This is a genomic window from Flavobacterium chungangensis (assembly GCF_042654045.1).
GTDB lineage: Bacteria > Bacteroidota > Bacteroidia > Flavobacteriales > Flavobacteriaceae > Flavobacterium > Flavobacterium chungangensis.
Genome location: NZ_JBHSFY010000003.1, coordinates 387,686 through 404,204 on the forward strand (window position 1 = coordinate 387,686; position 16,519 = coordinate 404,204).

At 32.7% G+C, this 16,519-nt stretch carries 17 protein-coding genes; 6 read left to right on the forward strand and 11 right to left on the reverse strand.

Annotated elements, in window-relative coordinates; all coding sequences use genetic code 11:
• Positions 1 to 28 precede the first annotated feature (28 nt).
• The 5 genes from ACFO3N_RS06830 to ACFO3N_RS06850 form a co-directional block, all read right to left on the reverse strand.
• A complete protein-coding gene (locus ACFO3N_RS06830) occupies positions 29 to 427 on the reverse strand; it encodes a hypothetical protein (RefSeq protein ID WP_248729477.1) in 399 nt (132 codons plus the stop codon).
• Between the two features lie 174 nt (positions 428 to 601).
• The gene (locus tag ACFO3N_RS06835) at positions 602 to 1,153 is read right to left on the reverse strand and encodes a hypothetical protein (RefSeq protein WP_379796291.1); all 552 of its coding nucleotides are present in this window, start codon (positions 1,151 to 1,153) and stop codon (positions 602 to 604) included.
• A 10-nt stretch (positions 1,154 to 1,163) separates the two neighbouring features.
• A complete protein-coding gene (locus tag ACFO3N_RS06840) occupies positions 1,164 to 2,615 on the reverse strand; it encodes a hypothetical protein (protein ID WP_379796293.1) in 1,452 nt (483 codons plus the stop codon).
• Between the two features lie 5 nt (positions 2,616 to 2,620).
• A complete protein-coding gene (locus ACFO3N_RS06845; RefSeq protein ID WP_379796295.1) occupies positions 2,621 to 3,190 on the reverse strand; it encodes a YceI family protein in 570 nt (189 codons plus the stop codon).
• A 300-nt stretch (positions 3,191 to 3,490) separates the two neighbouring features.
• Positions 3,491 to 4,051 carry a YceI family protein gene (locus ACFO3N_RS06850; protein WP_379796297.1) on the reverse strand — a complete coding sequence of 187 codons (561 nt, stop codon included), beginning with the start codon at positions 4,049 to 4,051 and terminating at the stop codon, positions 3,491 to 3,493.
• A 373-nt stretch (positions 4,052 to 4,424) separates the two neighbouring features.
• Here ACFO3N_RS06850 and rlmN point away from each other — a divergent pair, with 373 nt between their 5' ends.
• Positions 4,425 to 5,471 (forward strand): dual-specificity RNA methyltransferase RlmN, encoded by a 1,047-nt coding sequence (gene rlmN / locus ACFO3N_RS06855; protein ID WP_379796299.1) that lies wholly within the window; start codon positions 4,425 to 4,427, stop codon positions 5,469 to 5,471.
• Positions 5,472 to 5,634: 163 nt separating this feature from the next.
• Here the strand turns inward: rlmN and ACFO3N_RS06860 are convergent, their stop codons facing one another.
• Positions 5,635 to 6,495, reverse strand: a complete 861-nt coding sequence (locus ACFO3N_RS06860; protein WP_379796302.1) for a hypothetical protein — start codon at positions 6,493 to 6,495, stop codon at positions 5,635 to 5,637.
• A gap of 162 nt (positions 6,496 to 6,657) precedes the next feature.
• Here ACFO3N_RS06860 and ACFO3N_RS06865 point away from each other — a divergent pair, with 162 nt between their 5' ends.
• The gene (locus ACFO3N_RS06865; RefSeq protein ID WP_250834019.1) at positions 6,658 to 7,635 is read left to right on the forward strand and encodes a polyprenyl synthetase family protein; all 978 of its coding nucleotides are present in this window, start codon (positions 6,658 to 6,660) and stop codon (positions 7,633 to 7,635) included.
• A 3-nt stretch (positions 7,636 to 7,638) separates the two neighbouring features.
• On the opposite strand, the gene ACFO3N_RS06870 is transcribed toward ACFO3N_RS06865, so the two are convergent.
• The 3 genes from ACFO3N_RS06870 to ACFO3N_RS06880 are packed head-to-tail and all read right to left on the reverse strand — an operon-like array spanning position 7,639 to position 9,938.
• Complete coding sequence (locus ACFO3N_RS06870) at positions 7,639 to 8,535, reverse strand: hypothetical protein (RefSeq protein WP_379796304.1); 897 nt, start codon at positions 8,533 to 8,535, stop codon at positions 7,639 to 7,641.
• Between the two features lie 31 nt (positions 8,536 to 8,566).
• The gene (locus ACFO3N_RS06875) at positions 8,567 to 9,454 is read right to left on the reverse strand and encodes a hypothetical protein (RefSeq protein ID WP_379796306.1); all 888 of its coding nucleotides are present in this window, start codon (positions 9,452 to 9,454) and stop codon (positions 8,567 to 8,569) included.
• Positions 9,455 to 9,512: 58 nt separating this feature from the next.
• On the reverse strand, positions 9,513 to 9,938 hold the full coding sequence (locus ACFO3N_RS06880) for a hypothetical protein (RefSeq protein ID WP_379796308.1): 426 nt from the start codon (positions 9,936 to 9,938) through the stop codon (positions 9,513 to 9,515).
• 269 nt (positions 9,939 to 10,207) lie between these two features.
• Here ACFO3N_RS06880 and ACFO3N_RS06885 point away from each other — a divergent pair, with 269 nt between their 5' ends.
• The 4 genes from ACFO3N_RS06885 (at position 10,208) to dnaG (ending at position 14,825) form a co-directional block, all read left to right on the forward strand.
• Entirely contained in the window at positions 10,208 to 10,768 is a 561-nt protein-coding gene (locus tag ACFO3N_RS06885; RefSeq protein WP_379796310.1) for an RNA polymerase sigma factor, read from the forward strand.
• Positions 10,755 to 11,498 carry a hypothetical protein gene (locus ACFO3N_RS06890; protein ID WP_379796312.1) on the forward strand — a complete coding sequence of 248 codons (744 nt, stop codon included), beginning with the start codon at positions 10,755 to 10,757 and terminating at the stop codon, positions 11,496 to 11,498. Before ACFO3N_RS06885 ends, ACFO3N_RS06890 begins: the two co-directional genes overlap by 14 nt.
• Before the next feature lie 36 nt (positions 11,499 to 11,534).
• Complete coding sequence (locus ACFO3N_RS06895; RefSeq protein ID WP_379796314.1) at positions 11,535 to 12,623, forward strand: hypothetical protein; 1,089 nt, start codon at positions 11,535 to 11,537, stop codon at positions 12,621 to 12,623.
• Between the two features lie 129 nt (positions 12,624 to 12,752).
• Positions 12,753 to 14,825: a DNA primase gene (gene dnaG, locus ACFO3N_RS06900; RefSeq protein ID WP_379796316.1), complete on the forward strand. Its 2,073-nt coding sequence runs from the start codon at positions 12,753 to 12,755 to the stop codon at positions 14,823 to 14,825.
• A gap of 91 nt (positions 14,826 to 14,916) precedes the next feature.
• Here the strand turns inward: dnaG and ACFO3N_RS06905 are convergent, their stop codons facing one another.
• Together ACFO3N_RS06905 and nadE are read right to left on the reverse strand one after the other, a co-directional pair.
• Complete coding sequence (locus ACFO3N_RS06905) at positions 14,917 to 15,546, reverse strand: response regulator transcription factor (protein WP_008467169.1); 630 nt, start codon at positions 15,544 to 15,546, stop codon at positions 14,917 to 14,919.
• 92 nt (positions 15,547 to 15,638) lie between these two features.
• The gene (gene nadE, locus ACFO3N_RS06910; protein ID WP_379796318.1) at positions 15,639 to 16,445 is read right to left on the reverse strand and encodes an NAD(+) synthase; all 807 of its coding nucleotides are present in this window, start codon (positions 16,443 to 16,445) and stop codon (positions 15,639 to 15,641) included.
• Positions 16,446 to 16,519: the final 74 nt, after the last annotated feature.

Sequence of the window (16,519 nt, forward strand, 5' to 3'; positions counted from 1 at the left end):
ATGGTTTATTTTAAGATTTAAAAAGGCTTTATTTTTTCAAAGCTTCGTTTACGTCTTTAGCTGTTTTTACAGTTCCATCTTTGGCAGCTTTAGCCGCATTTTCAACTTTCTCAGCTCCTTTTTTAGTAGCATCTTTTACATCAGTTGCCGTTTTTTTAGCCGCATTCTCAACATCGTTTGCTGCTTTTTTAGTAGCGTCTTTTACATCTTGAGCAGCAGTTTCTGTAGCATCTTTTGCTTTAGCAGCAGCGCCTTCGGCTTTGCTTACAGCACTATCTTTTACTTCTTCGATATCTGTTGTAAGAGAATCTACTTTATTGCCTAGCGTTAATTCATCTTCGGCAGGTTTATTTTCTTTTTTTTCGCATGACTGAACAGCAAATGCTAGTAAGGCAACAACAGCTAAACTTAAAATTTGTTTTTTCATAATTACATTTTTTTAGGTTGATAAAACTTAAAGGTTAAATGGCTGAAAATAAAATTACAAATTTTAAAATGATTGAGCTCTTTGTAAGATTATTTTTCTTTTGAGAGCAAAACAATTCTTGTGCCAAATTTTGACTTTTTTAGCTTGGTGTTCAATTTTTTTCTACAAGAAGATTTAGTTTTTATATAAACTGAAATTAATTACAATGTCGTCTTTTACTTTAATCAAGCCAGCCATTTTTACTGGTGGTTCCAACTCAATATCAGAGAACTTTAAACTAAGCGTTCCTTGAATCTTATCATCGGTATTATATAATATAAAATCTTTGTATTTGAGTGTTTTGTCGGTTATAAAAAAGTTTAGTCTGCATTTGTAATTTTTTCCCATTGGCTTTATGTCGCTAATAGAAACAGTGCTGTTTGGAAATTTTTTTGCTTTTACAGTTCCTTGTAAATCTTTCGTCATTATTTTATTGCCACAATCAAAGTCAGACATTTTGATGTCGGTATTGAAAGTGTTTTTTTTAATGCAGTTTACATAAACAGTATCCCTTATAGCAAAGGTATTAGAGCAATTATATTTGCCAACTGTAGATAGTCCTGTGATTTCTATTTTAATTTTATTAATTGCCACAGCGCTATCTTCTGCGAAAAAAGTGGGTTTAGCACTTCCTAGTAAAAAGAACATTGCTAAACCCATTATTAATATTTGAAATCTCGTTTTCATTTTTTTTATATTAGAACGCAATGGTTGCTTCGAATACTATACCTTCAAACTTACCTCCATAAAAGTTGTTTACATTGCCAGTAGCAGGATCTCCTACAAATTGTGAGTAATCTTTATATTTTTGATTCACGTAGTTTAATTTAGCTAAAATGTTTTTAGTCATAAACCAACCAGCGCTTGCTTCAAATTTATCTACAGTAACCTTTTTAGCATCAGCATTAGATAGTTTTCCAGATACAGTATTGTATTTTCCTCCGATATAGAATTGTTCAGTTCCTCCAAATCTGTAAATAAGCTCTGAAGCATATTGATTAGCAGTACGTTTGTCGTCAGTACCAGCTTTATCTCCTCCTGAAGCTAATTCGATTGTTCCAAAGAATTCAAGTCCTTTATATTTCACAAAAGGATTAATCATGTATGTTGTAGCCCAATTTTTGAAATTAGGGTTGAACGTTGCCTCTGGAGTAGATGTTTTACTGAAACTAGTAGGAACATCAGTAGTAGTTGTAGAAGTAACATTACCATCAGCGTCGGTCTTAGTAATCGTATTTTTATAAGCATTATTATTCAATATACCCCAATAACCAAATCCTGATCTATTAGCAGAATATATGTTTGCATTACCAAGATTTGCATTATGGTAAAGAGAACCAGTTAATCTTACTCTTAAATCTTCATTAAGCTGTTTGTCATAACCTAATTTAGCTAAGATTGAAGGACTATGCGTTGTATTGGTGTTTGGGCCGGTAGTGTAAAAAACTTCTTCGTTACTTTGATTTAAATTACCATTTGTAACACCTAACATACTTACCAATCCATTTCTGTTGTAGTAAACCTCCATACCCATTTCTGTAGTAAAAGAATACATGATGTTGTTTCCAACAAATGCATTTCTAATGGTATTACCATTATCAGAACCTCTAAAGTGAGCATCACCAAAATTGTTCTCCATCTGTCCAATTTTAATGGTAGCATATTTCATTACATCAGCCAAGAAGTCTTTTTTGATGAAGTCTAACTTGTCAATTTGCAAGTATCCACCTTTTACATAAGAGTCATTGTGGTGTCTTGAAGCTAAATAAACATCTAAATTTACTCGTACTCCGTCAAATAGTTGTGCGCCAATATACATGTCAGCTGCAGGAAGAGTAAAATTGTTTTCAGTATTCATTAAACGATATCCAGTAATTGTTCTAGTAGTAGTCCCAGTTGCTGTAGTGGTTGTACTCGTAGAACTAGCAGGTTGGTTGTTGAATGAATTTGTGGCTTGGAAATCCATGTTGAAAGCACCACCAAAGTCAATGCTGATACCTTTAAATTCTCTATTGTCTTTTTGTACGTCAAAAACGTTGATACCGTCTTTCCCTCTAGATATTTGGTTTTGCATATTCCCAAAGCTTACTTGTGCATTTACAGCGAACGTACTTATTACTGTAATAAATAGGATATAAATCTTCTTCATGGCGGTTATAAATTAAAGTTTAAATTAAATTTTATAGTCAGGTCTTGTCCTGTTTTGATTGTTCCAAGCATTGCTGTTGGCGATTTCATTCCGAAGTCTGCAAAAGTAATTTTGTTACTTCCTTGAAGATTTAGTCCATTTGCAGTAACAGTTGTTTTTACAGAAGTTTTGTAAACTTTGCTAACTCCAGCAATGGTGTAAGTACCAGTTAGTTCCCAAGTAGTTTCGTTTACTTTTTCAGCAGATTTCAGAACATATTTAATTTGCTTGTTTTTATCTGTTTTTATCGTTTCGTAAGCCACTTTATCCATACTTTTTTTCTCACTTTTTACGCTTTCTGCCAATAAAGTAACGGTTAGAGCGTCTATGTCAGTTAGCTTTCCGCTAGCAATGTTTAGAGTTGCTGTTCCAGTTCCAGACGCCGATTTCATCTCCCAGTCGTGAAGTGTAGATGTACCAGCTACAGAAAAAGTTGATTTACTGTCTAAGGCATATGATTTTTGTGCTGTCGCAAATGAGCTAATTCCGAAAATTGCAATAACAAGGGCGAATAATTTCATTTTGTGGGTTTTCATTTTAATTATGGATTTTGATTAAAAAAAATAGATAAACTCGGCCAATTCTATCTCTAAGTGTTTTGTTTGTCTTTAACTTGTATCAAAGATCTACTTATAAAGCAGCTTGGTACATGATAATAATCATTGTTAAAATTTTATTAAATTGGTATTTAATAACTACAACGTTTTCATTTTCTGCATAATCGATTACTAAAGCAAAAGAGAGTATTGATTTTTATTAAATTGTCATTTTTTAACATTTTTCTAAAAATTGAAAACCCTAAAGAGAGATAATTTTTAACATTAAGGCGATTCGATTTAGCTTAAAATAATATTGAAGATTACCGTTAAATCTTTTCCTGCTTTCACAACTCCAAGAGCTGCTTTAGGGGGTGTCATTTCAAAATCGCCAAAAGTAATTTGGTTAGAACCTTGCAGAATAATATTTCCTTTACTAGAAGTTACTTTTACTTGAGTTTTGTATTCTTTGCTTACTCCTGCAATAGTGTAAACTCCCGTTAAGTTCCAAGTGTTGTCATCTATCTTTTCAGCAGATTTTAAAACGTATTCGATATTCTGGTGTGTTTCGGTATCCAAAGCTTCGTAGGCTACTTTGTCCATACTTGCTTTATAGCTTTTTAAGCTTTCGGCCAATATTGAAATTCTTAAACTATTTATTGTAGCAAGTTTAGAATCCTTAATTATTAAGTTGGCCATTCCAGTTCCTTCTGTAGATTTCATTACCCAGTCGTGTACTGTAGAGGTTCCTGCTACTTCAAAAGTTGAGTTTGCAGCTACACTATAATTTTTTTGAGCATTTGCCTGTAATGCTATTGTAGTAAAAATTACGGTCAGTAAAAATGATTGAATTGTTTTCATGTTGATAAAGTATAGGTTAATCATTTAAATGAGGACGCTTTAAAATTCAGTTAGTGGATGCAGAATCAAAAACTATCCTTATTTCTTAGACCAAAATTATCGCGCGCGCGAAAAAAACGAAATGATAAAAATCATGGCTAAAGTTTTATTAAATGGTTATAGTAAAGGAGGGAATGGCCTATTAACGCTCAGATTTTATCTTTGAAGAAAAGAAAATAAAGTGTAAGTAATTGCCTATTAGTTTATTGTGTGTTTGGATCGAAAATATCTTGTATTGTTTTTTTAGCCTATTTTTTTGGGAAAGAAATCAACAAAAAAAGCGGGAAATTGCTTTAAGTTTTAGAAAACACTGGAAATAAACTAACTTTGCAGCATGCAAATGGAGAAAAAAGACATACGAGCCTTATCAAAAGAACAGCTTCGCGATTTTTTTGTTGAAAATGGAGATAAAGCTTTCCGCGGAAATCAGGTTTACGAATGGTTATGGAGCAAAGGAGCTCACAGTTTTGAAGACATGACAAATGTAGCCAAAGCTACAAGGTCTATGCTTGAAAATAGCTTTGTTATCAATCATATTAAGGTTGATACAATGCAAAGAAGTAGTGATGGAACAGTAAAAAATGCCGTTAGGCTTCATGATGGACTTGTGGTAGAGTCTGTTTTAATTCCGACAGAAACCAGAACTACTGCTTGTGTTTCTAGTCAAGTGGGCTGTAGTTTAGATTGTAATTTCTGCGCAACGGCAAGATTAAAAAGAATGCGAAATCTAGAACCTGGCGAAATTTACGATCAAGTTCTAGCTATTGATAGAGAGAGCCGTTTGTATTACAATCATCCGCTTTCTAATATTGTTTTCATGGGAATGGGAGAACCTTTAATGAATTATAATAATGTCATTAAAGCAATAGACATGATTACTTCAGAAGAAGGTTTAGGAATGTCTCCAAAACGAATTATGGTTTCGACTTCAGGAATTCCGAAGATGATCAAAAAAATGGCAGATGATGACGTTAAGTTTAAGCTGGCAGTTTCTCTGCACTCTGCTATAGATGAAACTCGCGCTCGCATTATGCCTTTCAGTAAAAACTTCCCTTTAAAAGATTTACGAGAAGCATTGGAATATTGGTATAGAAAAACCAAAAGCAAAATTTCTTACGAATATGTAGTTTGGAAAGGAATTAACGATGATAAAGCTTCGGTTGATGCGTTGGTTAAATTCTGTAAATATGTCCCATGCAAAGTCAATTTGATTGAATACAATCCAATTGATGATGGCGAATTCCAGCAAGCTTCAGAAGAATCGATTATGGCCTATATAAAAGCGTTAGAAAATATTGGAGTAGTAGTAAAAGTAAGAAGAAGCCGAGGAAAAGACATTGACGCTGCTTGTGGACAATTAGCGAATAAAGAAGCAGAATAATTTTTGCTAAAAAATATTCCGTTAGGAATATCTCGTTGGTAGAAAAAAAATATTCATAATGATAATTATGTCCCATCGGGACAATTGATTGGTTAATTAAAAAGCATTAAAAACAAGAATTATTTCTCGTTTTTAATGCTTTTTTCTTGGACAAAAAGGATGCTTATTTTTTCAAATCTACTTCTTCAGTAACGCCGTCTTTTGTTACTTTTACAAGCGTATCGCATTCTCCGCTACCATAATCAAGAGTTGCTATAGCGCCATTTTTGGTTATAGAAACAATTCCTTTTACAGCAATAGATTTTCTGCAAGACGCATTAAACTCTAGAGGAGTTGTAATTTCTGCCGAAAAAGTATCTCCGTTTGGGAAAGTTGTAGAACCGCTACCAGTAACCACAAACACATTATCATCCCAATCAAACCATGTGTCGTAGCCAGAAGTCATTTCTTTTGTTAGCGTTCCTTTTCTAGTATACACTTTTCCATCATCAAACGTAATGGTTAAATCTATAGAAGCTGTAGAAACAGGATGGGCTGTCACCAATAAATTGGTTTCTTTAATAGTTCTCACAATACTTTTGCTTCCCTGAATTTTTTTACCATTATGATAAAACCCGTCAAAAGTGTAGCTAATGGTTTGTGTAGAAGAAGTAAAATCGTTTGAAAAAGAAACAACCATTTTACCTTTTACTGTATTTCCGTTATTAAGAGTGCAACCTTCCACGCCAAAATCTACTGTTTTTGTCCAAGTGTTATTGGTTAAAACTGTAGTGATTGTAGCACAGCTAGGAAGATATTTTTTTATAGGTCCGTTTGGTTTGGCATTTACATTCAATTGAGAGCTAAATTGATCTTCAGCAATATCCGTAACATCCTCAACAGAAGCATCGATTTTAGCATTGGTTACAATCTCCTCGTTGGTAATCGCTGCTGCCGATCCGTCATTTGTTTTTTCATCAGAATTACAGCCAATGAAAAAAGACATAGTAATAAAAGTACTAATTAATAAAAGTTTTGTTTTCATAAAAAAAATGGTTTTAGGTTCTTTTTTTAACTTAATGAATTCAAATCAGTATTAGTTAGAGCTATTTTTGGCGTTTTTTTTCAGGTTAAAACATAAAATATTTAAATCCTAACCTAAAATAAACAACGTATTTTTATTTAAAATAGTATATTTGGAATCTAAATGAATATTACGTCTCAAATAAAGCAGCCTATTTTTACCGAGATGGAACTTTTCGAGAAAAAGTTCCATGAATCGATGACTTCTAAGGTTGCGTTGCTAAATCGAATCACTTATTATATCGTAAACCGCAAAGGGAAACAAATGCGTCCGATGTTTGTTTTTCTTACTGCAAAAATGGTTTCTGGAGGTACTGTAAACGAAAGAACGTATCGCGGAGCTTCGGTAATTGAACTAATTCACACCGCAACATTGGTACACGATGATGTGGTAGACGATAGTAATCGCCGTCGCGGATTTTTCTCAATCAATGCGCTTTGGAAAAATAAGATTGCCGTTTTGGTTGGAGATTATTTATTGTCTAAAGGTTTATTGCTTTCTATTGATAATGGCGATTTCGATCTGTTGAGAATTATTTCTGTAGCCGTTCGTGAAATGAGCGAAGGAGAATTGCTTCAAATCGAAAAAGCAAGAAGACTTGATATTACAGAAGACGTTTACTACGAAATCATCAGAAAGAAAACAGCAACGCTTATAGCTGCTTGTTGTGCGCTTGGCGCGAAAGCTGTAATAGAAGATGATGCTCAGGTAGAAAACATGCGCAAATTTGGTGAATTGATCGGAATGGCATTTCAAATCAAAGACGATTTATTTGATTACAGCGAAGAAGCCATCGGAAAACCAACGGGAATAGATATTAAAGAGCAAAAAATGACTTTGCCTTTAATTCACGTTTTAAATACTTGTACTCCGCAAGAAAAAAAGTGGCTGATAAACTCCATAAAAAACCACAACAAAGACAAAAAACGCGTAAAAGAAGTTATTGCCTTTGTAAAAAATAATAATGGTTTGGCTTACGCCGAAAACAAAATGGTCGAATTCCAGCAAGAAGCACTTGCATTACTTCAAAACTTTGAGGATTCTGAGTACAAAGATGCTTTGACTTTGATGGTGAATTATGTTATAGAGAGAAAAAAATAAATCTTATTTCTGTCTAGATTTTTTAGGTAAGCGATATTCTCCCTTCCCATTATTTACATAACCATCTGGAGGTAAACGGTCGCTCCCATTAGGATAATAGTATACGGATTCTTCTTCTACCTCTTCTTCTTCTTTGCTTTCAATTAGTTTAATATTATCCTTATCTACCAAGAAGACAATCTTACCTTTCATTACAATCTCCCATATATCTCGATTAGAAGAAATAAATTTATAATAAGCATAAATTTTATTTCCTTTTACTGTCAGATTAATTTCACTAAAATAATAAAGTACTGACCCACCAGCAATTGCTTCCGGACAATTGTCAGCAGTTATTTCACTCAAGGATTTACTATCATTTCGAAACCAAAATTGCATGTAATTCATAAATTGATCTGTACATTTATCATAATGCAAATCATTTTCACTATCCAGATTTAAGGCATGTCGCATTGTGTATTCATTGTCTATATCCTTTTTAAAATAGCAGTAGTTCGTAGTGCCATATAGTGTTGTTAAATAACCCAATGCTGCACGTTCTGGTTCAGATATTGATTTGCAATACTCTTCATTTATTAAAGATTTATATTCTTTTTCAATCCATAAAAAGGTTACAGTCTTATCTTTTAATGGAAATGAATTAAGTAAGGCATGTTTATATATCTTACTTAATGAATCTCTTTTAATAATTTCCTTCCAATACATTTCAGTAATACTATCTTTAGAAGTATTTTTTAGCCAATTTGTATTTGGATGAAATTTATAATTTGCGGTATCCTTAAACTTTAAAGAAGCTTTTTTAGATATGGAGTCTTTTTGAGTGGTTATTTTTTGTTCAGTTTTATTTTGTGTGCAGGAACAAAGTAAAACGAAAATTGCGATACAGGTTTTTTTGATCATTTTAATACGTTATTGAAAAAAAAAATAAATCTTATTTCTTTCTAGATTTTTTAGGTAAGCGATATTCTCCCTTGCCATTATTTACATAACCATCAGGTGGATCTATTCCACTGCCGTTAGGATAAAAGTATGTATATTCTTCCTCTGACTTTTTGGATTCAATTAATTTAATATAGTCTTTAGCTACTAAAAAGGTTAATTTTTCAGTCCAGATAACCTCCCAGTCACTCCGACCAGCACCTTCAATCTTAAAATTTATATAAATTTTATTTTCTTTTACTGTCAAATTAATTTTGCTTAAATAAAAAAGTACTGACCCATAAGCAATTGCTTCTGGACAATGATCAGCAGCTATTTTACTCAGGGATTCAGTATCATTGCGAAACCAAAACTGCATATAATTCATAAATTGATCTGTAGATTTATCATTATAGGAATAATTTTCACTATCCAGATTTAAGGCATGTCGCATTGTGTATTCTTTGTCTATATCCTTTTTAAAATAGCAGTAGTTTGATGTAGGGTAAAGAGTTGTTAAATATCCTAATGCTGCACGTTCTGGTTCAGACATTGTTTTGCAATACTCTTCATTTACTAAATTTTTATATTCTTTTCCTCTCCTTAAAAAATTTACGGTTTTATCTTTTAATGGAAATGAATTAAGTAAGGCATGTTTATATATCTTACTTAATGAATCTCTTTTAATAATTTCCTTCCAATAAGTTTCAGTAATACTATCTTTAGAAGTATTTTTTAGCCAATTTGTATTTGGATAAAATTTATACTTTGAGGTATCCTTAAACTTTAAAGAAGTTTTTTTAGATATGGAGTCTTTTTGAGTGGTTATTTTTTGTTCAGTTTTATTTTGCGTGCAAGAACAAAGTAAAACGAAAATTGCGATACAGGTTTTTTTGATCATTGAAAATATGTCATTGGTGAAATGAAGTGAAAAGTTTAGGTTTAAATGAGTAAGTTATTTAATGATCAAAATTGTCTAAAAGCATTTCCTTAATACATGCCTTAATTAATTCAATTAAACTATTAAATTCATATTCTTCAGAAAAGCTTATGTCACCAGCATCACCCAAACAGAATTTACCATTAGCCCAACGAAGAGTATAAAAATCTTTTTGTCCTATCCATAATTCTTGATAGGTCCACCACTCAAATATTACTAGATCATCACAACTATAAAGTCCTAAAATGTCATAATTATTCGCAACTTCATATAAATCTACAAGTTGATCAATAACAGTTTGTTCAACCTGTTTTTTTAGTGCTCTTTCTTTGAAAAGTTCAATTTGACCATGTGTTGCTGACTCTGGTTTATAATAATTCTTATAATTGATGGATTCTAAAAGGTTTAGAATACTAAGCTGATTGGAGTTAAGGTTTTTTGTCATACTAATTAAATTGCCAACACAAAATTATAAATAAAAACCTACAATTTTGTTTTTTAAATAGTTAATTTTCAAAGCAATTCTAATTTGATTTTTATCATTTCTGCTTAAGTTTACATTGAATTAAAATTAATGTTAAATTCAGTTTTGGAATTTGGAATTTAAAAATTTGATTTTTTTTTTAAGACCATGCAACCATTTCAAATCGACAATCGTCTATGCTAATAGAAGTCTGTTTCTAAAACCAAAAACCAAAACCGAAAAGCTTATTAATGAAAATTATCCAGTTACATCAAGAAGAAACCAAAATCATAAAGCTGGCTGTCGAGAACAATCGTCAGGCACAGCAGCAGATTTATAGTAAGTTTTCTTCGAAAATGTTAAGTGTGTCTCGTCAATACATAAAAGACATTCAATTGGCAGAAGATGTAATGATAACGGCTTTCATGAAAGTTTTTACCAATTTAGGCAAGTTTGAACACAAAGGAAGTTTTGAAGGCTGGATCCGCCGAATTATGGTTAACGAATGCATTTCGTATTTAAGAGTTCAGAAAAAGGTAAAATTTGCCGAAGATGAATTTTTTGTAGAAGAAAGCTTCAATGAAATCGACAGCCAATTTACCGTAGAACAAATTCAGTATTTAATTGATGCTTTGCCCGACGGCTATAAAATGGTTTTCAATTTATATGCAATTGAAGGTTACAAACACAATGAAATTGCCAAGATGTTAGGAATTAATGAAGGAACATCGAAATCGCAATTATCGCACGCTAGAAAAATGCTGCAAACACAAATTACTATTTTAAAAAAACAAGATAATGGAACCGAATAATTTTGAAAAGGATTTCCGTGAAAAACTAAATCAACGCGAAATTGAACCAAGCAACAAAGCCTGGGATCGATTGGATGCGATGCTGACTGTGGCAGAAGAAAAAGAACCAGTTAAGCTTAATTCAAAAAAATCAAAAAGAAAATGGCTGTATATCGCAGCAAGTTTCATCGGACTTCTATTGGTTGGAACGCTGTTTTTCAATCAAAATAAAAATGCAGTTAAAACGCCAGAAACGGTAGTTGTTGAAAAAGAAACTGAAGCCGAAAAAGAATCGGTAACAGAGCCTGTTTTAAACACTGTTGATTCAGTAAAAACGGAAACTGCAATTGCCGAAAAAATTTCTGAAGAAACAGTAAACAAAAACAAAAAAAGCAATTCCGGAGTTTCGGAGCCAATTTCAAATAAAAACACTCAAAATGAATCCAATCAAATAGCGGAGTCTTCAATCATCAAAAACAATCAAGAAAAACAATCAACAAACAATCCAACTTTAATTGCCGAAACGTCTAAACAAGATAATGTCGATCAATTATTGGAAAAAGCTGAAACTAAAATTTTGGCAGAAAATGCAGTTAAATCAAAATCAAAAATCAAAATTAATTCGAACGATTTATTAGATCAGGTTGACGGCGAACTGGAACTTTCTTTTAGAGAAAAAATGATCGCAAAAATCAATAAAAGCTACCAGACCGTTAAAGTTGCTGTTGAAAATCGAAACGTTAAAAATTAAATCATCAATCAAATCAATCAATCAAAAAAAGTAATCATGAAAAATTTTACAATTTATCTATTCCTCTTAGTATTCCTGTTTGTTACTAAAATGGTAGGACAAGAAACTTTTGAAAATAAAGCAAAAACAATTGCAGTTAATATCGAAAATATAACCAATGAAGAGAAAGCAGCATTAAAGAAAGAAGTCGATGAGGTTAACAATCAATTGGTAGAAGGAACAATTTCTAAAGAAGAAGCAGAAAAAAAGAAAAAGGATTTTGCAGAAAAAAGAGCACGCAATATCGAGAATAGAGTAGCTGTAGAACAGGAAAAATTGCAAGAATTGGTTCAGGAAAAAGTCGATGGCAAAGTGAATTATACTAAAGAAAGAGGAACGGTTTTGTTAATTGGTACAGGCAGTGATTCTATCAGCCCTCATAAAACAGAAATAAAGATTCCTGCAATGAAGGTGTACAACGGTCAAGATGATAAAGTTAAAAGAGAATCTAAAAGAACAACTTCTCAATTTGTATTTGCAATGGGGTTAAACAGTACAATGGTTGACGGTAAACTGCAGGATTCTAATTATGATTTTATCGGATCGCATTTTTACGAATGGGGTTTGACTCTTAATTCTAGAATTCTGAATGACAATAATTTGCTGCATGCCAAATACGGACTTTCATTAATGTATAATAACCTTAGACCAACAGATAATCGCAGTTTTGTTTTAAATGGCGACCAAACAGATTTAGTGACAAATCCGATACATTTAAAAGAATCTCGTTTTAGAAATGTGTATTTAGTGGCGCCAGTTCATTTAGAATTTGATTTTTCGAAAGATGGAAACTACGATGGAAAATCCTATTTTAGAACACATAAAGGATTCCGAATGGGATTTGGAGGTTATGCAGGAATCAATGTAAAATCGAAACAGATTTTAAAATTTGAAGACAACGACTATAAAACAACGCAAAAAACAAAAGGCGATTATAATGTAAATAATTTCATTTACGGATTGAGTTCTTATATAGGTTACAAAGAAATAAGCTTGTATTTGAAATATGATTTGAATCCAATATTTAAAAATAATGCTGTCGATGAGAATAATATTTCGTTAGGTATTCGATTCGATTTCAACTAAGAATAAAATTAAGTTTAGTTAGTAAAAGGGCATCTCGTGAGAGATGCTTTTTTTGATTTAAAAATGATTAGAATTCCAACAAGATTTACGTATTTTTGCAAGCTCTCAACTTCTAAAATTTAATACACTTTGATTTCACAAACCACCATTGATTCTGTTTTTGAAACTGCTCGAGTAGAGGAGGTTATTGGCGATTTTGTGAATTTGAAGCGTGCAGGAAGTAATTTTAAAGGGCTGAGTCCGTTCTCAGATGAGCGTTCTCCTTCGTTCATGGTTTCTCCGGCAAAAGGGATATGGAAAGATTTTAGTACCGGAAAAGGCGGAAACTCTGTTAAATTTTTAATGGAACATTCGCAATTTACCTATCCGGAAGCCATTCGCTATTTAGCCAAAAAATACAATATCGAAATTGAAGAAACGGAGCAGACTGAAGCAGAAAAAGCCAATACAGATCTTCGCGAGAGTATGTATTTGGTTTCTGAATTTGCTGCCAAGTATTTTCAAGATGTTTTGGTAAATTCTGAAGAAGGAAAAGCAATTGGTTTATCGTATTTTAAAGAAAGAGGATTTACGAATGAAACCATTAAAAAATTCAATTTAGGATATTCTCCAGAAACTTGGGACGCTTTGACGAAAGAAGCCTTAGGAAAAGGATATAAATTAGAATTTCTAGAAAGTACGGGTTTGACAATTCCGAGAGAAGACCGGCCATTTGACCGATTTAAAGGGCGTGTAATGTTCCCGATTCAAAGTATGTCGGGTCGTGTTTTAGGTTTTGGAGGACGTATTTTAACGAATGATAAAAAAGCTGCAAAATATCTCAATTCGCCTGAAAGTGATATTTACCATAAAAGTAAAGTCCTTTACGGAATTTATCATGCCAAACAATCTATAGCCAAACAAAATAACTGTTACCTGGTTGAGGGTTATACCGATGTGATTCAGTTTAGCCAAGCGGGAATAGAAAATGTTGTGGCTTCATCTGGAACAGCTTTGACACCAGATCAGATTCGTTTGATCAATCGTCTGACGCGAAATATCACCGTTCTTTTTGATGGAGATGCGGCTGGTTTGCGAGCGGCCATTCGAGGAATTGATTTGATTTTGGAAGAAGGTATGAATGTTCGTGTTTGTTCTTTTCCTCAAGGAGAAGATCCGGACAGTTTTGCGCGTAAAAATTCTCATGACGATTTAGTCGCTTATCTAGAAAACAACAGTAAAGATTTTATACAATTTAAGGCTTCGATTTTAATGGGCGAAGCCAAGAATGACCCGATAAAAAAGGCAGATCTGATTCGCGATATGGTTACGAGTATTTCTAAAATTCCAGACCGTATTCAGCGTGAAGTTTATATTCAGGAATGTGCTCGAATCATGGATATTTCGGAGCAGGTCTTGACGAGTACTTTGGCGCAGCTGATTCAGAAAGATATAGCAGACGCTAATAAAAAACAGAAACAGGAACATAGGCCTTTTGAGGTAGTTAGAAATCAGCCTCCGCAAGCAGGTACATTTTCAGGAGGAGATCCAGAAGATCCAAGAACTGGCCCGCCAGAAGGTTACGATTATCCGGGAGATCCAGGATATTTTCCGCAAGAACAAAATCAAAAAGTAGATATTTTATATGGTTTCGAAAGAAAAGTCATTGAGATTTTACTATTGTACGGAAGTGTGGTAGAAAATTTTGAAGATGTTTTTTTGAGGGCAGATGAAGAAGGAAATGTAAAAGAAGTTTCAGAAAAAAGACAGTATAAAGTATTCGAAAAAATATATCTAAGTCTTCAAGAAGATGAGGTTCAGTTGTCCAATATTTTGTTTCAGAATATTTACACGAACATCATTGATTTTTACAATCAGAATGAAACATTTAGTTTAGATAAATATTTGATGCACTTAGAGCCTGATTTTGCTCAAGAAGTAACCAATATTTTGATGGAAGATGAAAGATTAACCATTCATAATTGGGAAGGGCAGAATATTTTTCCAAAACATAAAAGTGAAACTATTGAGCAAAATGTTTCAGACACGATATTTTCTATGAGATGGTATTTGGTGTCTGGAATTATTGCAGAATTAAAGAATTCTCTTTTAACCGATCCGCAGGAAGATAATTCAGAAGTTTTGAGTATGGTGATCGATTATTCTAAATTGCTGAATAACTTTTCGAAAAAATTAGGACGTGTAGTGGTGCCTTATCACTAAAAAAGAAAAAACTCTATCTAATTGATAATTCAAAATAGATAGAGTTTTATAATTTTTCGATTCTCTTAAAAGGCTAAGATTTTCGACTTGATTAAATAATTTCTAAAGTCTTAGCTTTGTTCACTAAGTCAACAAGATTAGTAACATTTAATTTTGTTAATAATCTCAGTTTGTAAGTACTGATTGTTTTTTCGTTCAGATTTAAGATTTTAGAGATTTCATTGTTTTTCTTACCATCGCTTAAATAACGTAAAACCTCGATTTCGCGGTTAGAAAGTTTTCTGTACAGACGCTCACTTTTGCTTTGTTTAGCAATAAGTGCCATGTTTTTACGTACTGTTTCGTTGATGATAATTTTTCCTTCGTGTACTTTAATAATAGAATGACCTAATGTTTCAAGTTTTTCTGTTTTGTGTACATACCCAGAAACTCCTGCTTTAATTGCATTTGGAGCGTACATTTGCTCAGCAAGATCACTGAAAATAACAATTTTTGTTTTTGGGAAATTTTTTAGGATAGATTTAATTTCAAAGATGCTTGAAAGACCTTCTAATTCTAGATCTAGAATTAAAATGTCGATCTCCTTCGTTTGAAGAATATCTCTAACCATTGAAAAATTGCCTACGTTGGCAACAATTGAAATTTGATCGTGGTCTTTAAAATAAGACTTAACGCCAAAGTGCGTCACAGGATGATTGTCTGCTAGACATACTTTAATCATAATTTTTACCTTTTTTAGAATTGTTCATGTTTTTGGAATGGTAAAATTAATAAATAAATTCTGTAATAACTCGCAGAGAATGTTAAAATGTATTATTTTAACGTTTTTGGGATTAAACAAACCGGAATTGGATCCATTTTATGCTTGTTGCTGGTGTTTAATCGTTTATAGATTTCAAAGACAGATTTTTCTCTCCCCTCGAAGTCAGATGCCGATTTTCCTGACTCCGCGGCTAACATTGCCCATTCTAATTCATCATAACTTGCGCCTAATTGATCTTCATCTGTACGATTGTCTCCAAATAATCCATCGGTAGGAGCGGCTGTTAAAATAGATTGTGGAATTTGCAAAAATTCTCCTAAAGCATATACATCAGATTTCATTAAATCGGCAATCGGACTTAAATCTACGCCGCCATCTCCGTATTTGGTGTAAAAACCTACGCCAAAATCTTCTACTTTGTTTCCTGTTCCGGCAACAAGTAAACCATGAATTCCGGCTAAATAATATAAAGATGTCATTCTAATGCGGGCACGTGTGTTTGCTAAAGCTAAATTAACTTTTGCTGCATCTTCAGTAGATGGCACTGCGCTTTTAAAAGATTCAAAAGTTTGGGTCAAATCGGTTTTAACATCAGAAACATTAGGGAAACGTTTTTTAAGCTGTTCAATATGCTCTCTTCCTCTAGAAACTTGACTTTCTGCCTGATGAATAGGCATTTCTACACATAAAACATTCAGTCCTGTCTGTGCGCATAAAGTAGAAGTTACTGCAGAATCTACACCTCCTGAGATTCCAATTACAAAACCATTTACTTTTGCATTAGCAGCGTAATTTTTTAACCACTCTACAATGTGCGTATTTACTTTTTCTGTCTGAATTGTGCTTTTTTTAGCCATAATAGTTTAAGTTTTAAGATGCAGGGATGTATATTTGCAGAATTATTTTGAGTATGCAACTACTTAAAATTCTG